Here is a 14,422-nt window from a genome sequence, read left to right on the forward strand (position 1 = left end):
GTCGTCGGGCGCAACACGCCCTCTGTTCTATCGCCAGCGCCCGAAAATTGGAGTCTGACCCCAATTTTTACATGTGAGGAAGCATCATTAATTTCATATTGCTGAAGCCTCCGACCTCGGCGACGACTTCTTGCTTTAACGCATAAAGCAAGCCTTGCAAGATGGGGCGAATGACTGCAACGAGCGCAGAGACCTCGTCTCCAACCGGGTTCAGCTGACTTTCAGTTCGAATCTCGATTTGGCTCAAGAGGTGCTCCGGTTAGTAGACGCATAACGCCGAAGCTCAGCCGCGTCCTTGCTGCGAAGCGGCAAGGACGTCGGTTGGAGCGCCTTGTTGGGCATTGCGCTCAGTAGACGACCTCGCGCTTCGTCACCAAGCAGAGATTGGATGCCTTCCCACCGGGCGTCAAATAGATGTCAACTGTTCCGTTGTCATTTTGCAGAATCAAGGTCTTTTCGTTGAGGTTACCCCGGTATTTCCAACTTTTAAAGATTTCCTCTCTGACCAAAGCACACTGTGTTTCCCAGAGCATCGTCTCCGTATAAACAGCATCGCAGCCCGTTCCATTCGGCGCAAACTGCATGCTCACTTGGCTATCTCCGTCGGAGTAACCGCGAGAGACAAAAAACGACAGCAGCCGCGAATCTGTTTCTTTGTTGTTCCAAGTGGTATCGGAACCGTGCCCAGCTTCTTTCAAGACGAAGTTGGACATTTCACGAACCTTAGCCAAGCACTTCTTTACTCCCAACTCCTGCGCTTTCTTGTAGGGCAGCGTGTCTGCGGCGTTGACCGCCATGGATTGGAACGAGATAGCAGCCGCAAATGTGCAAGCCAACACCACCTTCATCGGGACCTCCTTTTGGTCATGAATAAAATGCCCAACATTCAGTATACGCCGCAAGCGGCGTATACTCATTCAAAAATTCGGCGTATAACACAATTTTTCCACAGAGAGGCCCACTTGTAGCACACCTCTGCGGCCAGTATATGCCAGCAAACACCACGCCACAGCCCAAGCTGCGCAGCGATAACTGGACTCTGACCCCAATTCCAGTGCTCACGCCCATGATGTTCCTCTCGGGCGTGTTCTTCCCGCGCGAACAGCTCCCGCCCCTGGTGCGCACCCTCTCGGCGGCGCTGCCGCTGACGAACGCGGTCGAACTCGTGCGCCCCCTGTTCATGGACCAATGGCCCGCCCAACCCCTGCGCCCCGCGCTGGTGCTCGCGCTCACCACCCTCGGCGCCTTCTGGCTCGCGCTCGCGCTCACGCGGCGGCGTTTTCGGGGGTGATGCTCTTGTAATCGTAGCTTGCTACGCCCGTCATTTCTGCCTGAAATAGGGTGAAGATTTCACTTCCTGCTGGTCGATGAGGCATCCCAGAAGCTGGGCGACGCGGTTGCCGGCCGCGCCTAGGAGCCTGTCGGACTTTGGGCGTCGAAAGCGAAGATGCGGCCCAGCGAGGCCAGTTTTTGCCGGATTCGCCGCCCCATAGTGGTGCTATGGGGCAAGAAACCGGCAAAAAATGGGCCGCTGCGGCGCATCTGCAGCCGACGATTCCAAAGTCCGACAGGCTCCTAGGAGCCTGGACTGCCATCCAAAAGCGCAGGCAACGTCAGCCCGCAAATCGGCAAGCCAGCGTGCAGTCTGTAAAATGCAACCGTTTTGGTTCCATCATGTTTGGAGAGGGCCATGCCTACAACGCTGACATTGAAAAACATTCCGGACGACGTGTACGAGCAGCTGAAAGTCGCGGCAGAAATGCACCGCCGCAGCCTGAACAGTGAAGCCATTGTGTGCCTTGAGACTGTGCTTACGCCGACCAAGATAAACCCTGCTGAACGACTTGCCCGTGCGCGCCAACTGCGAGCGGGACTCAGCGCGGAGTTTTGCGCCCGCGACATTGACGCCTTGAAGAAGCAAGGGCGTCCATGAGGGTCGTGGATTCAAACGTGTTGGCGTATCTGTATCTGCCAGGAGAATATACGGCGGCAGCAGAGGCGCTGATGGAGCACGACCCTGATTGGGCCGCGCCGGTGCTTTGGCGCAGCGAATTTCGCAACATTCTGGCCGGATATCTGAGGCGCGGGAAGCTGACATTCGAGCAGGCGCATGCGCTCCAAAGCGAGGCCGAGGATTTGCTCTCGGGCGCCGAATACGAGGTCGACTCGCGTAGCGTCCTCGAACTGGTGCGCGACAGTGAATGCTCCGCATACGATTGCGAGTTCGTTGCGCTCGCGAAGACGCTCGGAACGAAGCTCGTGACCATGGATGGCAAAGTGCTACGGTCGTTCCCAGACATCGCGGTCGCGCTCTCTGCGGACTAACGGTGTCAAAAAACTCCTAAAAAAGGAGCTGCTTACGCGCGCTGGCTCTGCGTCAGCGGCCATTTTTGCTTAAAGCGGCAAATAGCCCAACCCGCGCCCGTATCAAGGTCAGCCCGCTCACTCCGGCAAAAACAACTCCAGCAAGTCGTTCAAAAAATCAAACCCCCGCGCCGTCGGGCGCACGTGGCCCAAGTCGCGGGTGAGCAGGCCCTGGCGCTCGGCCTGCTCCAGCGCCGGGGCGATGGTCGAAAGCGGCAGGCCCGTGCGGTCGCAATAGTCTTGCAGCGCAAAGCCTTCGCGCAGGCGCAGCGCGTTGAGCATGAATTCGAACGGCAGGTCGGCGCGGCGCACCTCGTCGTCCTGGGCCACGGCCTGGCCCGCGAGCGCCTGCGTGATGTAGCGCTGCGGGTCGCGAAAGCGCACCTGGCGCACGATGCGGTGCGCGAAGCTCAGCTTGCTGTGCGCGCCCGCGCCCAGGCCCAGGTAGTCGCCAAACTGCCAGTAATTGCCGTTGTGTACGCAGGCGTGGCCGGGGCGCGCGTAGGCCGAGACTTCGTAGCGCTGCAGCCCCGCGGCCTGCGTGAGCGCGGTGATGCGGTCGAGCATGGCGTAGGCCAGGTCGTCTTCGGGCAGCGCGGGCGGCGGGTGCTTGGCAAAGTAGGTGTTGGGCTCGATGGTGAGCTGGTAGATGGAGAGGTGCGGCGGCGCAAAGGCAAGCGCGGTGTGCACGTCCTGCTCCAGTTCTGCGAGCGTCTGGCCCGGCAGGGCGTACATCAGGTCTAGGTTGAAGTGGTCGAACGCCTGCGCGGCCTCTTGCATGGCGGCCAAGGCTTGCGCGCGGTCGTGCACGCGGCCCAGCGCCTGCAAGTGGCGGTCGGAAAAGCTCTGCACGCCCACCGACAGGCGCGTGACGCCCGCGGCGCGAAAGGCGTGAAAGCGTTCGCGCTCGAAGCTGCCGGGGTTGGCTTCGAGCGTGATCTCGCAGCCCGGCAGCAGCGGCAGGCGCGCGCGGATCGCGCTCAGCAGCGCTTCGATGCGCTCGGGTGCGAACAGGCTGGGCGTGCCGCCGCCGAGAAAGACGCTCAAGACCTTGCGCCCCCACACGAGTGGCAGCGCGGCTTCGAGGTCGGCGACGAGCGCGTCGAGGTAGCGCGACTGCAGCGCCTCGGCCTCGGCCCCGCTGGCCGTCAGCGCGTGCGAGTTGAAGTCGCAGTACGGGCATTTTTTCAGGCACCAGGGCAGGTGCACGTAGAGCGAAAGCGGCGGCAGGCTGGGCAGGTGCAGCACGCCCGGGCGCATGGATTGTTGCAGGTCGCGCGGCGCAGCCGGGGCGGGCTCGGCAGATTCGGTAGGGAAGGCGCCGTGCTGCGCATCAGACGCAGCCGGGTGGATGGGGATGGTGGGCATGGGGTCAGCCGGCGAGCCAGCGTTCGCGCAGCAGCTGCATCATCTGCCGCGCGGCCTGGCCGCGGTGGCTGTGCGCGTTTTTGGCTTCGGGCGGCAGCTCGGCAAAGGTCTTGCCGAGTTCGGGCAGGTACATCACGGGGTCGAAGCCGAAGCCGTGGCTGCCGCGCGGCGCCTCGGTGATCTCGCCTGCGGCGCGGCCCACGGCGATCAGCGGCTCGGGGTCTTGCGGGCTGCGCACGGCCACGAGCGTGCTCACGAGCGCGGCGCGCCGGTCGGTGATGCCGCGCATTTGTTCGAGCAGCGCGCGCACGTTGTTCGTGTCGCCCTTTTCGTAGCCGAATTGCGTGGCGTAGTAGGCGGTTTGCACGCCCGGCAGGCCGCCGAAGGCAGCGACGCACAGGCCCGCGTCGTCGGCGAGCGCGGGCAGGCCCGTGTGCTGCGCGGCAAAGCGCGCCTTGGCGAGCGCGTTTTCGACGAAGGTGCAGTGCGGCTCCTCGGCTTCGCCGACGCCGAGCGCGCCTTGGGGCAGCAGTTCCACGCCCAGCGGCGCGAGCATGGCTTGCAGTTCGGCGAGCTTGCCGGGGTTGTTCGATGCGAGCACGAGTTTCATGGTCAAATTGGCCTCTAATCCTTATGTATCAAGCACAAGAAGCTCTTATTCGTATAGCGATTTTTGCTGCAGCGCGAGCAGCTCGCGGATGCCTTTGTCGGCCAGCGTGAGCATCTGGTCGAGCTGCGCGCGCGTAAACGCCACGCCTTCGGCCGTGCCCTGCAGCTCGACGAAGGCGCCTGCGGCGGTCATGACCACGTTCATGTCGGTGTCGCAGCCTTGGTCTTCGGCGTATTCGAGGTCGAGCAGCGGCGTGCCCTGCAGCATGCCCACCGACACGGCGGCCACGGCTTCGCGGATGGGCGACTGGCTCAGTTTGCCGCTTGCGAGCAGCTGGTGCACGGCGTCCTGCGCGGCCACCCAGGCGCCGGTGATCGCCGCGGTGCGCGTGCCGCCGTCGGCCTGGATCACGTCGCAGTCGAGCGTGAGGGTGCGCTCGCCCAGCAGCCGCAGGTCGAACACCGCGCGCAGCGAGCGGCCGATCAGGCGCTGAATCTCTTGCGTGCGCCCGCTTTGCTTGCCGCGCGCGGCCTCGCGGACGTTGCGCTGGTGCGTGGCGCGCGGCAGCATGCCGTATTCGGCCGTGACCCAGCCCGCGCCGCTGCCGCGCTGGTGCGGCGGCACCTTGTCTTCGACCGAGGCCGTGCACAACACGCGCGTGTTGCCGAGTTCGATCAGCACCGAGCCTTCGGCGTGCATGGTGTAGTTGCGCGTGATGCGCACGGGGCGCATGGCGTCGGCGGGGCGTTGGTTGCTGCGGAAAATGGTGCTCATGGGCAAGCTTTGTGAAGGAGAGAGGGGGTGATGCGGTGTGGGGCGCAAGGCATCCGGCCGACCTACCGGGGCAGCGGCCCGGCCCGACGTTCACTTGGGGGCGCTGCACGGGCCGTGCAAGGGGTGCCGCGATGGGTTGCGCGGCGTAGCGCTGGGCTCAGCGGCGGCGCTCGGCGGAGCGGCGGATGGCCTCGTTGATTTCGGCGATCGAGCGCTCGATCATCGCTTCGTCAAGCTCGCCCAGCAAGGCGTCTTCGAGGGCATCGGGCGGCTCGGCCTGGATGGTGGAGGCAAAGGCGCCTTCGTCGATGCTGTCGGTGGAAATGCCCATGGAAGACGGGAAGTCGTCGGGCGTTTCCCATTCGAGCGCGATGGCGGTGACGTTGTCGCTGGCCGCCCCCGCCTTGCGCAGGGCGTCTTCGACGAGATCGGGCACGGCATGTTCCACGGTTTGCTGGCCCAGGCGCTGCGCGATGGTGTCGTCGTCGAGCGCACTCCACAAGCCGTCCGAGCACAGCAGGATGCGGTCGCCCTGCGCCAATGTCACCGGACCGCCGAGGTCGAAGACCGGCTTGATCGGCGAGCCCAGGCAGGTGAACAGCAGGTTGCGGTTCGCATACTTGGACTGCGCGGGCGGGCCATCGAGCAGCGCGTGGTAGGAATGATCGTGCGTGCGCGCCGCAATGGCGCCGCCGCGCACCAGGTACAGGCGCGAGTCGCCGCAGTGGATCCAGAAGGCTGCGCCCCCCTGCAGCACGGCAGCGACCAGCGTGGTGCGCGGCGCGTCGGGCAGCAGCTTGTCGTTGGCATAGCGCAGGACTTGATGGTGCGCCGCCAGCAGCGCAGAAGACAAAAACGTCGGCACGTCCGGGAGCTGCGGTGTGGCCTGGTTCTGGAACAGGTGGGCGATGGTTTGCAGCGCAATCTGTGCCGCTACCTCGCCTTCGGGGTGGCCGCCCATGCCGTCGGCGAGCAGAAAGAGGCTGGACTCCCGCGTGTAGCAGTAGCCCATGCGGTCTTCGTTCTTGGCGCGGCCGCCGCGACGGCTGACCTGGAATACCGAAAATTTCATTGCGGTTTGGCGCCAGCGGGGGCTTGCGCAGCGGGTTTTTTGGCATCCGACTTCATGAGCTGCAGGCGCATTTTTTCGGAGACTGACAGCTTGGTGTAGCGCCGCTCGCCCTCGCGGCTCAGGGCTTTTTGCAGCGCAAACACGGACTGCGGGCGCGACAGCGGGTCCAGCGCCATGCACCACTCGACGATTTCGATCAGGCTGTCCGAATACACGCCGCGCAATTTGGTCAGCGCTTGCGCAATGCGGTCTTTGTCGTTGCGCTGCGGCGCCTCGCTCGGGGGGTAGCCCTGCATGCAGGCGTAGATGCAGGCACCGATGGCGTAAATGTCCGTCCACGGCCCCATGCTGCTGTCGCGCCGGTACATCTCGGGCGCGGCGAAGCCGGGGGTATACATCGGGCGGATGAAGTTGCCCTCTTTGGACAGCACCTCGCGCGCCGCGCCAAAGTCGATCAGTACCGCCTTGTCGTCGTCGGTAATGAAAATGTTGGCCGGCTTGATGTCCAGGTGCAGCATCTTGTGCTGGTGCACGATACGCAGGCCGCGCAGCACTTCGTCGAACAGCGAGCGTATGGTCGATTCGCGGAACACCTTGGGTTGCTTGAGCTCGCGCGCGGTGACGATGAAGTCCTGCAAGGTCGCGCCTTCCAGGTAGTTCATCACCATGTAAACCGTTTCGTTCTCACGAAAGAAGTTGAGCACGCTGACCACCGCGGGGTGCGCAATCTGCGCCAGCGAGCGCCCCTCCTCGAAAAAGCTCTTGAGTCCCAGCCGGTACAGCGAGAGTTTTTCGGGCGGCACCTGGGGCAGCAACTCGCCCGGCGCGCGCGTGACCAGCGAAGAGGGCAGATACTCCTTGATCGCCACCTGCTGGCCTTCGGCGTCCTGGGCCAGATACACCACGCCGAAGCCCCCTGAGGACAAATGGCGCAGCAGGCGGTAGCCGCCTAGGGTGCTGCCAGACGGTAAGGGGGCAGGCTTGATTTTGGACATGGTGCGCGCAGAGGTTCGGGATCGGGGCGTGGAACCAGGATAATCGCCCGATCACCAAGCAAGCCATCAAAGTCTCATGCCAGTTTACAGTATGACCGGATACGCCAGCGTGCAGCATCGCCCTGGCGCCACGGAGGGCGAAACCGAGCCTGCGGCTTTGCCCAAGCGCGGGTTGGGGCTGGAGATTCGCGCCGTCAACAGCCGCTTTCTCGACCTGAGTTTTCGCCTGCCCGACGAGTTGCGCGCCGCCGAGCCGGCGTTGCGTAACCTGCTTACCGCGCAGCTCAAACGCGGCAAGATCGAAGTGCGCGCCGCGCTCGAAAGCAGCGACGGCGTGGACTTGCCAGACCTTTCGCCGCGCCTGCTGCAGCGCCTCAGCGTGTTGCAAGATGGCATACGCGCCTGGCTGCCGCAGGCCGCGCCTTTGAGCGTGGCCGAGGCCATGCGCCTGAGCGCCAGCGCCGGCACACAGGCGCAAGACTGGGGCTCCATCGTGTCCGAGCTCGCGCAGCAGGCGCTCGATGCCCTGCGCGCGGCGCGTGCGCGCGAGGGCGAGCGCCTGGCCGCCATGCTGCGCGACCGGCTCGTGCAGTTGCGCGCGCTCGCGCTGCAGGCGCAACCGCTCGTGCCCCAGCTCGTGCAACAGCAGCGCCAGCGCTTTCTCGAGCGCTGGCAAGAGGCCATGGCTGCCGTCGAAGGCAGCGTCCCGCCCGAAGCGGCGCGCGAGCGCGCGCTGACCGAGGCAACGGCCTTTGCGCTGCGCATCGACGTGGCCGAGGAACTCACGCGCCTGAACGCGCATCTCGACGAGATCGAGCGCCTGCTGGACAAAGGCGGCGAAATCGGCAAACGCCTCGAATTTCTAATCCAGGAACTGCACCGCGAAGCCAACACCCTGGGTTCCAAGTCGGCCGCATTAGAGCTCACGCGCATCAGCGTGGACATGAAGGTGCTGATCGAGCAGATGCGCGAGCAGGTGCAAAACCTCGAGTGACGGCCGCCGCATGATGCTATGTATAAAATAGCTATCGGTGTAGATAAATCATGGACTATCCAGGCAATATTATTGTAGTTTCGGCGCCCAGTGGGGCCGGCAAGTCCAGCCTAGTGAAAGCCTTGCTCGAGCTCGACTCGCATGTGCGGCCTTCGGTTTCACACACCACGCGGGCGCCGCGCGGGCAGGAAAAGCATGGGCGCGAATACTATTTCGTCAGCCCGCAAGAGTTCGACGCCATGGTGCAGGCGCAGGCTTTCGTCGAATGGGCCAATGTGCACGGCAACCGCTACGGCACGTCCAAAAAAGCCATCGAGGAGCGCATTGCGCAAGGCGGCGACGTGGTGCTCGAAATCGACTTCCAGGGGGCCATGCAGATCCGCCAGGCATTTGCGCAGGCCGTGCTCATCTTCATCCTGCCGCCCAGCTGGGAAGAATTGCGCGCCCGCCTGGAGCGCCGTGGCGAAGACGCGCCCGAGATCATAGAAATGCGCCTGAAAAACGCCGCCCAGGAGATGGCGCAGGCGCACAAATTCGACTACGTTATAATCAACGAACTCTTTGAGCGTGCGCTTTTCGATCTGAAAACCATAGTGCACGCCCAGCGCCTCAAGTACGCCGCCCAGTTGCGCGCCCGTGCCGAGACCTTCCAAGCGCTGCACATCATCTGAACACCCCCGGAGAACGCCGATGGCACGCATCACCGTAGAAGACTGCCTGGAAAAAATCCCCAACCGCTTCCAACTCGTGCTCGCCGCCGCGTACCGCGCGCGCATGCTCAGCCAAGGCCATGCGCCGCGCATCGAAAGCCGCAACAAACCCGCAGTCACGGCGCTACGTGAAATCGCCGCGGGCAAGGTCGGCCTCGAAATGCTGAAAAAAGTGCCCGGCTGAGCGTTTTCCTGAGGGAAAGCGCTGGCACTTTTTTGTCATGCAACTATCATAAAAAGCACCGCAATGCGGTGCTTTTTATTTGCAGGCTGCGCCTGCCCCTCTTTGCGCGCTACATTTGACGGCATGAACGTGGCACTCCATCCTCTTGCGGCAAACCCCGCGCCTGCGGGGGGGGCGGTTGCGGCCACGAATGCCGCGGCCAATGCCGCTGCGGCGAGTTTTGCCGCGCTCGTGGACAGCCTCGACTATCTCGACGCCGCAAGCATTGAGCAGGTGCGCAAGGCCTACCGCTTTGCCGACGCGGCGCACCTGGGCCAGCTGCGCAATAGCGGCGAACCCTACATCACCCATCCGATCGCTGTGGCGGCGCTGTGCGCGAGCTGGAAGCTCGACGCGCCCGCGCTCATGGCGGCGCTGCTGCACGACGCCATGGAGGACTGCGGCGTCACCAAGGCCGACCTGATCGAGCGCTTTGGCGTCACTGTGGCCGAACTCGTCGATGGGCTGACCAAGCTCGACAAGCTGCAATTCCACACGCGCGAGGAAAATCAGGCCGAGTCGTTTCGCAAGATGCTGCTGGCCATGGCGCGCGACGTGCGCGTGATCCTTATTAAGCTCGCCGATCGCACGCACAATATGCGCACGCTTGCCGACATGCCGCGCAGCAAGTGGCAGCGCATTGCGAGCGAAACCCTCGAAATCTACGCACCGATCGCACACCGGCTCGGGCTCAACCAGACCTACCGTGAGTTGCAAGACCTAGCCTTTCGCTACCTGCACCCCTGGCGCTATGCCACGCTGGCCAAGGCCGTCAACAAGTCGCGCAACCGCCGCCGCGACCTCATCAAAAAAGTGCAGGCCGAGGTCGATGCGGCTTTTTCGCGCATAGGCATGAAGGTGCGCCTGGCCGGCCGCGAGAAAACGCTGTATGCGATCTACCAGAAGATGCAGCTCAAGCATCTGAGCTTCGCGCAGGTGACGGACATCTATGGCTTTCGCGTGATCGTGCCCACCGTGACGGACTGCTACACCGCCTTGGGCGTGTTGCACCAGATGTACAAGCCCGTGCCGGGCAAGTTCAAGGACCATATCGCGATCGCCAAGCTCAACGGCTACCAGTCGCTGCACACCACCGTGGTGGGGCCGGCGGGCCTGAACATAGAGTTTCAGATCCGCACCGAAGAAATGCACGTGGTCGCCGAGGCGGGCGTGGCTGCGCACTGGCTTTACAAGGCGCAAAACGCCGACGGCACCACGGCCGAGCGCCTGGGCACCAAGTGGCTGCAGTCGCTGCTGGACATCCAAAACGAAACCCGTGACGCCGCGGAGTTCTGGGATCACGTCAAGGTGGACCTGTTCCCGGATGCCGTCTATGTATTCACACCCAAGAGCCAGATCATGGCCTTGCCGCGCGGCGCGACGGTGGTCGATTTTGCCTACGCCATCCACAGCAACGTGGGCGACCACGCGACCGCGGCCAAGATCAACGGTGAGCTCGTGCCCCTGCGCACCGAGCTCACCAACGGCGACGTGGTCGAGATCATCACGGCGCCGGTGTCCACACCGAATCCGGCCTGGCTCGGCTTCGTGCGCACGGGACGCGCGCGCTCGAAAATCCGCCACTATCTCAAAACCCTCGCGCAAACCGAATCCGAACGGCTCGGCGAAAAGCTGCTGAGCCAGGCATTGCGCGCCGAGGGCCTGGCGCAGTTGCCGCCGCTCAATGCCGAAACCCAGCCGATCTGGGACAAGCTGCTGCGCTTTACCGGAAACCGCACGCGCAGTGAGCTCATGACCGACATCGGCCTGGGCAAGCGTATCGCGAGCATCGTCGCCAAGCGGCTGGTGGCGCTGCTGGGTGAAATCGGCCATCGCCCCGACGCCCTGCTCATGAGCCGCGAGCGCTATACCGCGCACGAAACCCTCTCGCAAGGCGCGATCATGCTCGACGGCAGCGAGAGCGCCTCGGTGCAATACGCGAGCTGCTGCCGCCCGGTGCCGGGCGACGCCATCGTGGGTTATCTGGGCCGTGGCGAAGGCCTGGTGGTGCACAACGCCCACTGCAGCGTGGCCAAGCGCTTGCAGGACAAGGACAGCGAACGCTTCATCGCCGTCGACTGGTCGGACGAGCCCGCGCGCCAGTTCGAGACGGGCATCACCGTCACCATGACGAACCGCAAGGGCGCGCTCGCGCGCGTGGCCTCTGCGCTGGCCGACGCCGAGGTGGACATCATCCACGTGGACATGCCCGACGAAGCCGCGCTCGAAACCACCGAGCTGCGCTTCATCATCGCCGTGCGCGACCAGACGCACCTCGAGGCAGCCCTGCGCAACCTGCGGCGCACACCCGCGGTGCTGCGCGCCGTGCGCATGACTCCGCAGGGTTGACTTTTCAGGCTTTTGGGGCGGGGGCGGCAGGATTTTCAGGGTAGCGCACCTGCAAAATCTCCAGCGTGCGCACGCCGCCCGGCGTGGGCAGTTGCACTTCATCGCCCTCGCGCGCGCGCAAGAGCGCACGCGCCACCGGCGAGATCCAGCTCACCTGTCCCTGGCTGCTGTCGGCTTCGTCGATACCGAGGATGGTCACCGTGCGCTCGTCCCCCAGGTCATCGACATAGGTCACCGTGGCGCCGAAAAACACCTGATCGCTGCGCGCGTGCAGCGAGGGATCGACCACCTCGGAAATTTCGAGGCGCTTGGTCAGGAAGCGGATGCGCCGGTCGATCTCGCGCAGGCGTTTTTTGCCGTAGAGGTAGTCGCCGTTTTCCGAGCGATCGCCGTTGCTCGCAGCCCAGTGCACCACCTCGACGACCTTGGGGCGCTCGTTATCGATCAAGTCGAGCAGTTCGGCGCGCAGGCGCGCGTAGCCTTGCGGCGTGATGTAGTTTTTGCCGCCTGCAGGCAATGGCGGCAGCGCCAGCTCTTCATCTTCTGGCGCGTCGGTTTCCTTGGTGAAGGCTTTGCTCATGGCGCGAAAACGAAAAATCGAGGGCAAAATCGAAAGCCGGAAAAGGAAAAGCCCCGCAATCAAAGGTGATTGCAGGGCTTACCCGAATGGTGGTGCGGCTGGCAGGAATCGAACCCACGACCCCTTGGTTCGTAGCCAAGTACTCTATCCAGCTGAGCTACAGCCGCGAAGCCTCGAATTCTAGCAGAGAATGGGCAATGGCGGTAAAAATATCCGACTTTAATTATCGGCTTTCTGGCGCTTGCCGCCGGCTTGGGCGCGTGTTTGTCAGCCTTGCGGGGCCGATATCGCCGCTGCCACAGTAGCCGCCTTCTTTTGTACGAACGATTGCACCGCGGCGCCGAAGTCCTGCGTCATCAGCCCAAGCACCTGCGCGTGGTTTTCGAGTTCGAGCGCGGCGGCCAGGCTGGGCGCGTCGAGGTTTTGCCACATGAGCCGCTTGGTGTGCGCGGTGGAGTAGGGCGGATTGGCGGCGATCTGCTGTGCGCATTCGAGCGCGCGCGGCAGCAGCTGCTCGGGCGGCACGAGGCCGCTGAGCAGGCCCGCTTGCAATGCTTCGTCGGCGGGCATGGGGCGACCCGTGAGCATCAACTCGAACGCGCGGCCCGCGCCGATCAGGCGTGGCAAGTGGTAGCTGATGCCGCACTCGCCCGCGGTCAGGCCGATGCGCACGGCGCCGATGTGAAACTGCGCGCGCGCGGTGCCAAAGCGCACATCGGCCGCGAGCGTCAGCGCCATGCCCGCACCCACGGCCACGCCATCGACAGCGGCGATCACGGCGGCGTCGCTGGCGCGCAGGCGTTGGACCAAGCCCGCGAACGTCTGCTGCAGGCGCATGGCTTGCAGCACGTCCGCGTCATCGAAGCCTTTGCCCTCGACCCACGCCTTGAGGTCGAGCCCGGCGCAAAAATGCCCGCCCTCGCCGTACAGCACCAACGCGCGCAGCGCGCCGTCGGCCAGAATCTGGTCAAAGAGCTGGTGCAGCGCTTGCACCAGCGCCAGATGCAGCGCATTGCGGCGCGTGGGCCGTTGCAGGCGCAAGACGCCGATCCCCGGCGCGGGCGTGCTGTAGTCGAATTCACGTGGGGTTTGAGCCATGGTGCGTCTCCTTCGGTTTTCTATTCCGGTCGTGACTGGCAGAGGCCATCTTACGCCATGGTTTTTCGGCCTGCAGGCCGTTTTTGCGCCATAAAAAAGCAAAAAGCCGCACGTCCAAGCGACGGTGCGGCTCTTTGCTTTACGATGTTTTGCTGTTCTTTTTGTGTTTGGCGCAAAACCCTGGTGCCCGGGGCCGGACTCGAACCGGCACGCCTCGCGGCGGGGGATTTTGAGTCCCCTGCGTCTACCAATTTCACCACCCGGGCGGCTAAGCAGTGAAGCCGGAAATTATCGCACAGTTGAGCTTGGAACCTGTTCATAATCCTTGCATGCGCACCTCATGAATGAACAGGTTCTTATGCAACACCCTCCGTACCCGACCATAGAAGACACCGTGGGCCGCACGCCGCTCGTGGCCTTGCAGCGCATCGGTGCGCAGGACAGCGCCGCGCGCGGCAATGTGATTCTGGCCAAGCTCGAGGGCAACAACCCCGCGGGCTCGGTGAAAGACCGGCCTGCGCTCTCGATGATCCGCCGCGCCGAGGAGCGCGGCGAGATACGCCCCGGCGACACGCTGATCGAGGCCACTTCGGGCAACACCGGCATCGCGCTGGCCATGGCCGCTGCCATCAAGGGCTACCGCATGGTGCTCGTGATGCCCGAAGACCTCTCGATCGAGCGCGCGCAGACCATGAAGGCGTTTGGCGCCGAACTCGTGCTCACGCCCAAGAGCGGCGGCATGGAATATGCGCGCGACCTTGCCGAAGCCATGCAAAAGCGCGGCGAAGGCAAGGTGCTCGACCAGTTCGCCAACCCCGACAACCCGCGCAGCCACTACGAAACCACGGGGCCCGAGCTGTGGGAGCAGACGGGCGGGCGCATCACGCACTTCGTGAGCGCCATGGGCACCACGGGCACGATCACGGGCGTGGCGCGTTTCCTCAAGGAAAAGAACCCCGCCATTCAAGTGATCGGCGCGCAGCCGCAGGAGGGCGCGCGCATTCCGGGCATACGCAAGTGGCCCGAGGAATACCTGCCCAAAATTTACGACCCTGGCCTGGTCGATGAACTGATCTACGTTGGCCAGGACGACGCCGAGGACATGTGCCGGCGCCTCGCACGCGAAGAGGGCATTTTTGCGGGCATTTCGGCGGCCGGGGCGTGCTGGGCGGCGCAGCAGCTCGGCGCGCGCGTGCAGCAGGCGACGGTGGTGTTCGTGGTCTGCGACCGCGGCGACCGCTATCTTTCCACGGGCGTGTTCCCGGTTTGACGCAGGGCGGTGCTG

Annotated in this window: 17 protein-coding genes and 2 tRNA genes; 8 read left to right on the top strand and 11 right to left on the bottom strand. The window is 64.0% G+C overall.

The features are described 5' to 3' along the window. Positions 1-67: 67 nt before the first annotated feature. Together PYV55_RS01330 and PYV55_RS01335 are read right to left on the bottom strand one after the other, a co-directional pair. Entirely contained in the window at positions 68-247 is a 180-nt protein-coding gene (locus PYV55_RS01330; RefSeq protein ID WP_275848550.1) for a hypothetical protein, read from the bottom strand. A gap of 100 nt (positions 248-347) precedes the next feature. After that, complete coding sequence (locus tag PYV55_RS01335) at positions 348-848, bottom strand: hypothetical protein (protein ID WP_275848552.1); 501 nt, start codon at positions 846-848, stop codon at positions 348-350. Positions 849-988: 140 nt separating this feature from the next. On the opposite strand from PYV55_RS01335, the gene PYV55_RS01340 reads away from it, so the two are divergent. The 3 genes from PYV55_RS01340 (at position 989) to PYV55_RS01350 (ending at position 2,325) form a co-directional block, all read left to right on the top strand. After that, positions 989-1,291, top strand: a complete 303-nt coding sequence (locus tag PYV55_RS01340; RefSeq protein WP_275848554.1) for an ABC transporter permease — start codon at positions 989-991, stop codon at positions 1,289-1,291. Between the two features lie 399 nt (positions 1,292-1,690). Next, on the top strand, positions 1,691-1,933 hold the full coding sequence (locus PYV55_RS01345; RefSeq protein ID WP_275848556.1) for a FitA-like ribbon-helix-helix domain-containing protein: 243 nt from the start codon (positions 1,691-1,693) through the stop codon (positions 1,931-1,933). Next, the gene (locus PYV55_RS01350) at positions 1,930-2,325 is read left to right on the top strand and encodes a type II toxin-antitoxin system VapC family toxin (protein ID WP_144731198.1); all 396 of its coding nucleotides are present in this window, start codon (positions 1,930-1,932) and stop codon (positions 2,323-2,325) included. The genes PYV55_RS01345 and PYV55_RS01350 overlap by 4 nt, the downstream gene beginning before the upstream one ends. A gap of 117 nt (positions 2,326-2,442) precedes the next feature. On the opposite strand, the gene hemW is transcribed toward PYV55_RS01350, so the two are convergent. From hemW to PYV55_RS01375, 5 genes are all read right to left on the bottom strand, one after another. Next, positions 2,443-3,624, bottom strand: coding sequence for a radical SAM family heme chaperone HemW (gene hemW, locus PYV55_RS01355; RefSeq protein ID WP_275848627.1), 1,182 nt, complete (start codon positions 3,622-3,624; stop codon positions 2,443-2,445). 112 nt (positions 3,625-3,736) lie between these two features. Beyond that, positions 3,737-4,342, bottom strand: coding sequence for an RdgB/HAM1 family non-canonical purine NTP pyrophosphatase (rdgB, locus tag PYV55_RS01360; RefSeq protein ID WP_275848559.1), 606 nt, complete (start codon positions 4,340-4,342; stop codon positions 3,737-3,739). A 45-nt stretch (positions 4,343-4,387) separates the two neighbouring features. Beyond that, complete coding sequence (gene rph / locus PYV55_RS01365; RefSeq protein ID WP_275848561.1) at positions 4,388-5,116, bottom strand: ribonuclease PH; 729 nt, start codon at positions 5,114-5,116, stop codon at positions 4,388-4,390. Positions 5,117-5,273: 157 nt separating this feature from the next. After that, the gene (locus PYV55_RS01370) at positions 5,274-6,188 is read right to left on the bottom strand and encodes a PP2C family protein-serine/threonine phosphatase (protein ID WP_275848563.1); all 915 of its coding nucleotides are present in this window, start codon (positions 6,186-6,188) and stop codon (positions 5,274-5,276) included. Then, entirely contained in the window at positions 6,185-7,183 is a 999-nt protein-coding gene (locus PYV55_RS01375; RefSeq protein WP_275848565.1) for a serine/threonine protein kinase, read from the bottom strand. The genes PYV55_RS01370 and PYV55_RS01375 overlap by 4 nt, the downstream gene beginning before the upstream one ends. Positions 7,184-7,259: 76 nt before the next feature. Between PYV55_RS01375 and PYV55_RS01380 the strand changes: the two genes are divergently transcribed. The 4 genes from PYV55_RS01380 to PYV55_RS01395 all read left to right on the top strand — a co-directional run bounded on the left by PYV55_RS01380 (position 7,260) and on the right by PYV55_RS01395 (position 11,459). Beyond that, positions 7,260-8,177 carry a YicC/YloC family endoribonuclease gene (locus PYV55_RS01380; RefSeq protein WP_275848567.1) on the top strand — a complete coding sequence of 306 codons (918 nt, stop codon included), beginning with the start codon at positions 7,260-7,262 and terminating at the stop codon, positions 8,175-8,177. Positions 8,178-8,227: 50 nt separating this feature from the next. Next, on the top strand, positions 8,228-8,848 hold the full coding sequence (gene gmk / locus PYV55_RS01385) for a guanylate kinase (protein WP_144731183.1): 621 nt from the start codon (positions 8,228-8,230) through the stop codon (positions 8,846-8,848). A 19-nt stretch (positions 8,849-8,867) separates the two neighbouring features. Next, entirely contained in the window at positions 8,868-9,071 is a 204-nt protein-coding gene (gene rpoZ, locus PYV55_RS01390; RefSeq protein ID WP_114482070.1) for a DNA-directed RNA polymerase subunit omega, read from the top strand. A gap of 123 nt (positions 9,072-9,194) precedes the next feature. After that, the gene (locus PYV55_RS01395) at positions 9,195-11,459 is read left to right on the top strand and encodes a RelA/SpoT family protein (protein ID WP_275848570.1); all 2,265 of its coding nucleotides are present in this window, start codon (positions 9,195-9,197) and stop codon (positions 11,457-11,459) included. Positions 11,460-11,463: 4 nt separating this feature from the next. Here the strand turns inward: PYV55_RS01395 and greB are convergent, their stop codons facing one another. From greB to PYV55_RS01415, 4 genes are all read right to left on the bottom strand, one after another. Further along, on the bottom strand, positions 11,464-12,039 hold the full coding sequence (gene greB, locus PYV55_RS01400) for a transcription elongation factor GreB (protein WP_275848572.1): 576 nt from the start codon (positions 12,037-12,039) through the stop codon (positions 11,464-11,466). A gap of 90 nt (positions 12,040-12,129) precedes the next feature. Then, positions 12,130-12,206: transfer RNA gene (locus tag PYV55_RS01405), tRNA-Arg, on the bottom strand. 100 nt (positions 12,207-12,306) lie between these two features. Continuing rightward, positions 12,307-13,137: an enoyl-CoA hydratase/isomerase family protein gene (locus PYV55_RS01410; RefSeq protein ID WP_275848574.1), complete on the bottom strand. Its 831-nt coding sequence runs from the start codon at positions 13,135-13,137 to the stop codon at positions 12,307-12,309. Between the two features lie 181 nt (positions 13,138-13,318). After that, positions 13,319-13,403 (bottom strand) — tRNA-Leu (locus PYV55_RS01415). 92 nt (positions 13,404-13,495) lie between these two features. On the opposite strand from PYV55_RS01415, the gene cysM reads away from it, so the two are divergent. Then, complete coding sequence (gene cysM, locus PYV55_RS01420; protein ID WP_275848575.1) at positions 13,496-14,407, top strand: cysteine synthase CysM; 912 nt, start codon at positions 13,496-13,498, stop codon at positions 14,405-14,407. Positions 14,408-14,422: the final 15 nt, after the last annotated feature.

It is taken from the genome of Extensimonas soli, from assembly GCF_029211265.1.
GTDB classification, from domain to species: Bacteria; Pseudomonadota; Gammaproteobacteria; order Burkholderiales; family Burkholderiaceae_C; genus Extensimonas; species Extensimonas soli.

Excerpts from the sequence above, each read along its gene's own strand:
- gmk (WP_144731183.1), top strand. The coding sequence starts at position 8,228 with ATGGACTATCCAGGCAATATTATTGTAGTTTCGGCGCCCAGTGGGGCC.
- PYV55_RS01375 (WP_275848565.1), bottom strand. The coding sequence starts at position 7,183 with ATGTCCAAAATCAAGCCTGCCCCCTTACCGTCTGGCAGCACCCTAGGC.
- hemW (WP_275848627.1), bottom strand. The coding sequence starts at position 3,624 with ATGCGCCCGGGCGTGCTGCACCTGCCCAGCCTGCCGCCGCTTTCGCTC.
- PYV55_RS01335 (WP_275848552.1), bottom strand. The coding sequence starts at position 848 with ATGAAGGTGGTGTTGGCTTGCACATTTGCGGCTGCTATCTCGTTCCAA.
- PYV55_RS01350 (WP_144731198.1), top strand. The coding sequence starts at position 1,930 with ATGAGGGTCGTGGATTCAAACGTGTTGGCGTATCTGTATCTGCCAGGA.
- PYV55_RS01340 (WP_275848554.1), top strand. The coding sequence starts at position 989 with ATGCCAGCAAACACCACGCCACAGCCCAAGCTGCGCAGCGATAACTGG.
- PYV55_RS01345 (WP_275848556.1), top strand. The coding sequence starts at position 1,691 with ATGCCTACAACGCTGACATTGAAAAACATTCCGGACGACGTGTACGAG.
- PYV55_RS01380 (WP_275848567.1), top strand. The coding sequence starts at position 7,260 with ATGCCAGTTTACAGTATGACCGGATACGCCAGCGTGCAGCATCGCCCT.
- greB (WP_275848572.1), bottom strand. The coding sequence starts at position 12,039 with ATGAGCAAAGCCTTCACCAAGGAAACCGACGCGCCAGAAGATGAAGAG.
- rph (WP_275848561.1), bottom strand. The coding sequence starts at position 5,116 with ATGAGCACCATTTTCCGCAGCAACCAACGCCCCGCCGACGCCATGCGC.
- rdgB (WP_275848559.1), bottom strand. The coding sequence starts at position 4,342 with ATGAAACTCGTGCTCGCATCGAACAACCCCGGCAAGCTCGCCGAACTG.
- PYV55_RS01410 (WP_275848574.1), bottom strand. The coding sequence starts at position 13,137 with ATGGCTCAAACCCCACGTGAATTCGACTACAGCACGCCCGCGCCGGGG.
- cysM (WP_275848575.1), top strand. The coding sequence starts at position 13,496 with ATGCAACACCCTCCGTACCCGACCATAGAAGACACCGTGGGCCGCACG.
- PYV55_RS01395 (WP_275848570.1), top strand. The coding sequence starts at position 9,195 with ATGAACGTGGCACTCCATCCTCTTGCGGCAAACCCCGCGCCTGCGGGG.
- PYV55_RS01370 (WP_275848563.1), bottom strand. The coding sequence starts at position 6,188 with ATGAAATTTTCGGTATTCCAGGTCAGCCGTCGCGGCGGCCGCGCCAAG.
- rpoZ (WP_114482070.1), top strand. The coding sequence starts at position 8,868 with ATGGCACGCATCACCGTAGAAGACTGCCTGGAAAAAATCCCCAACCGC.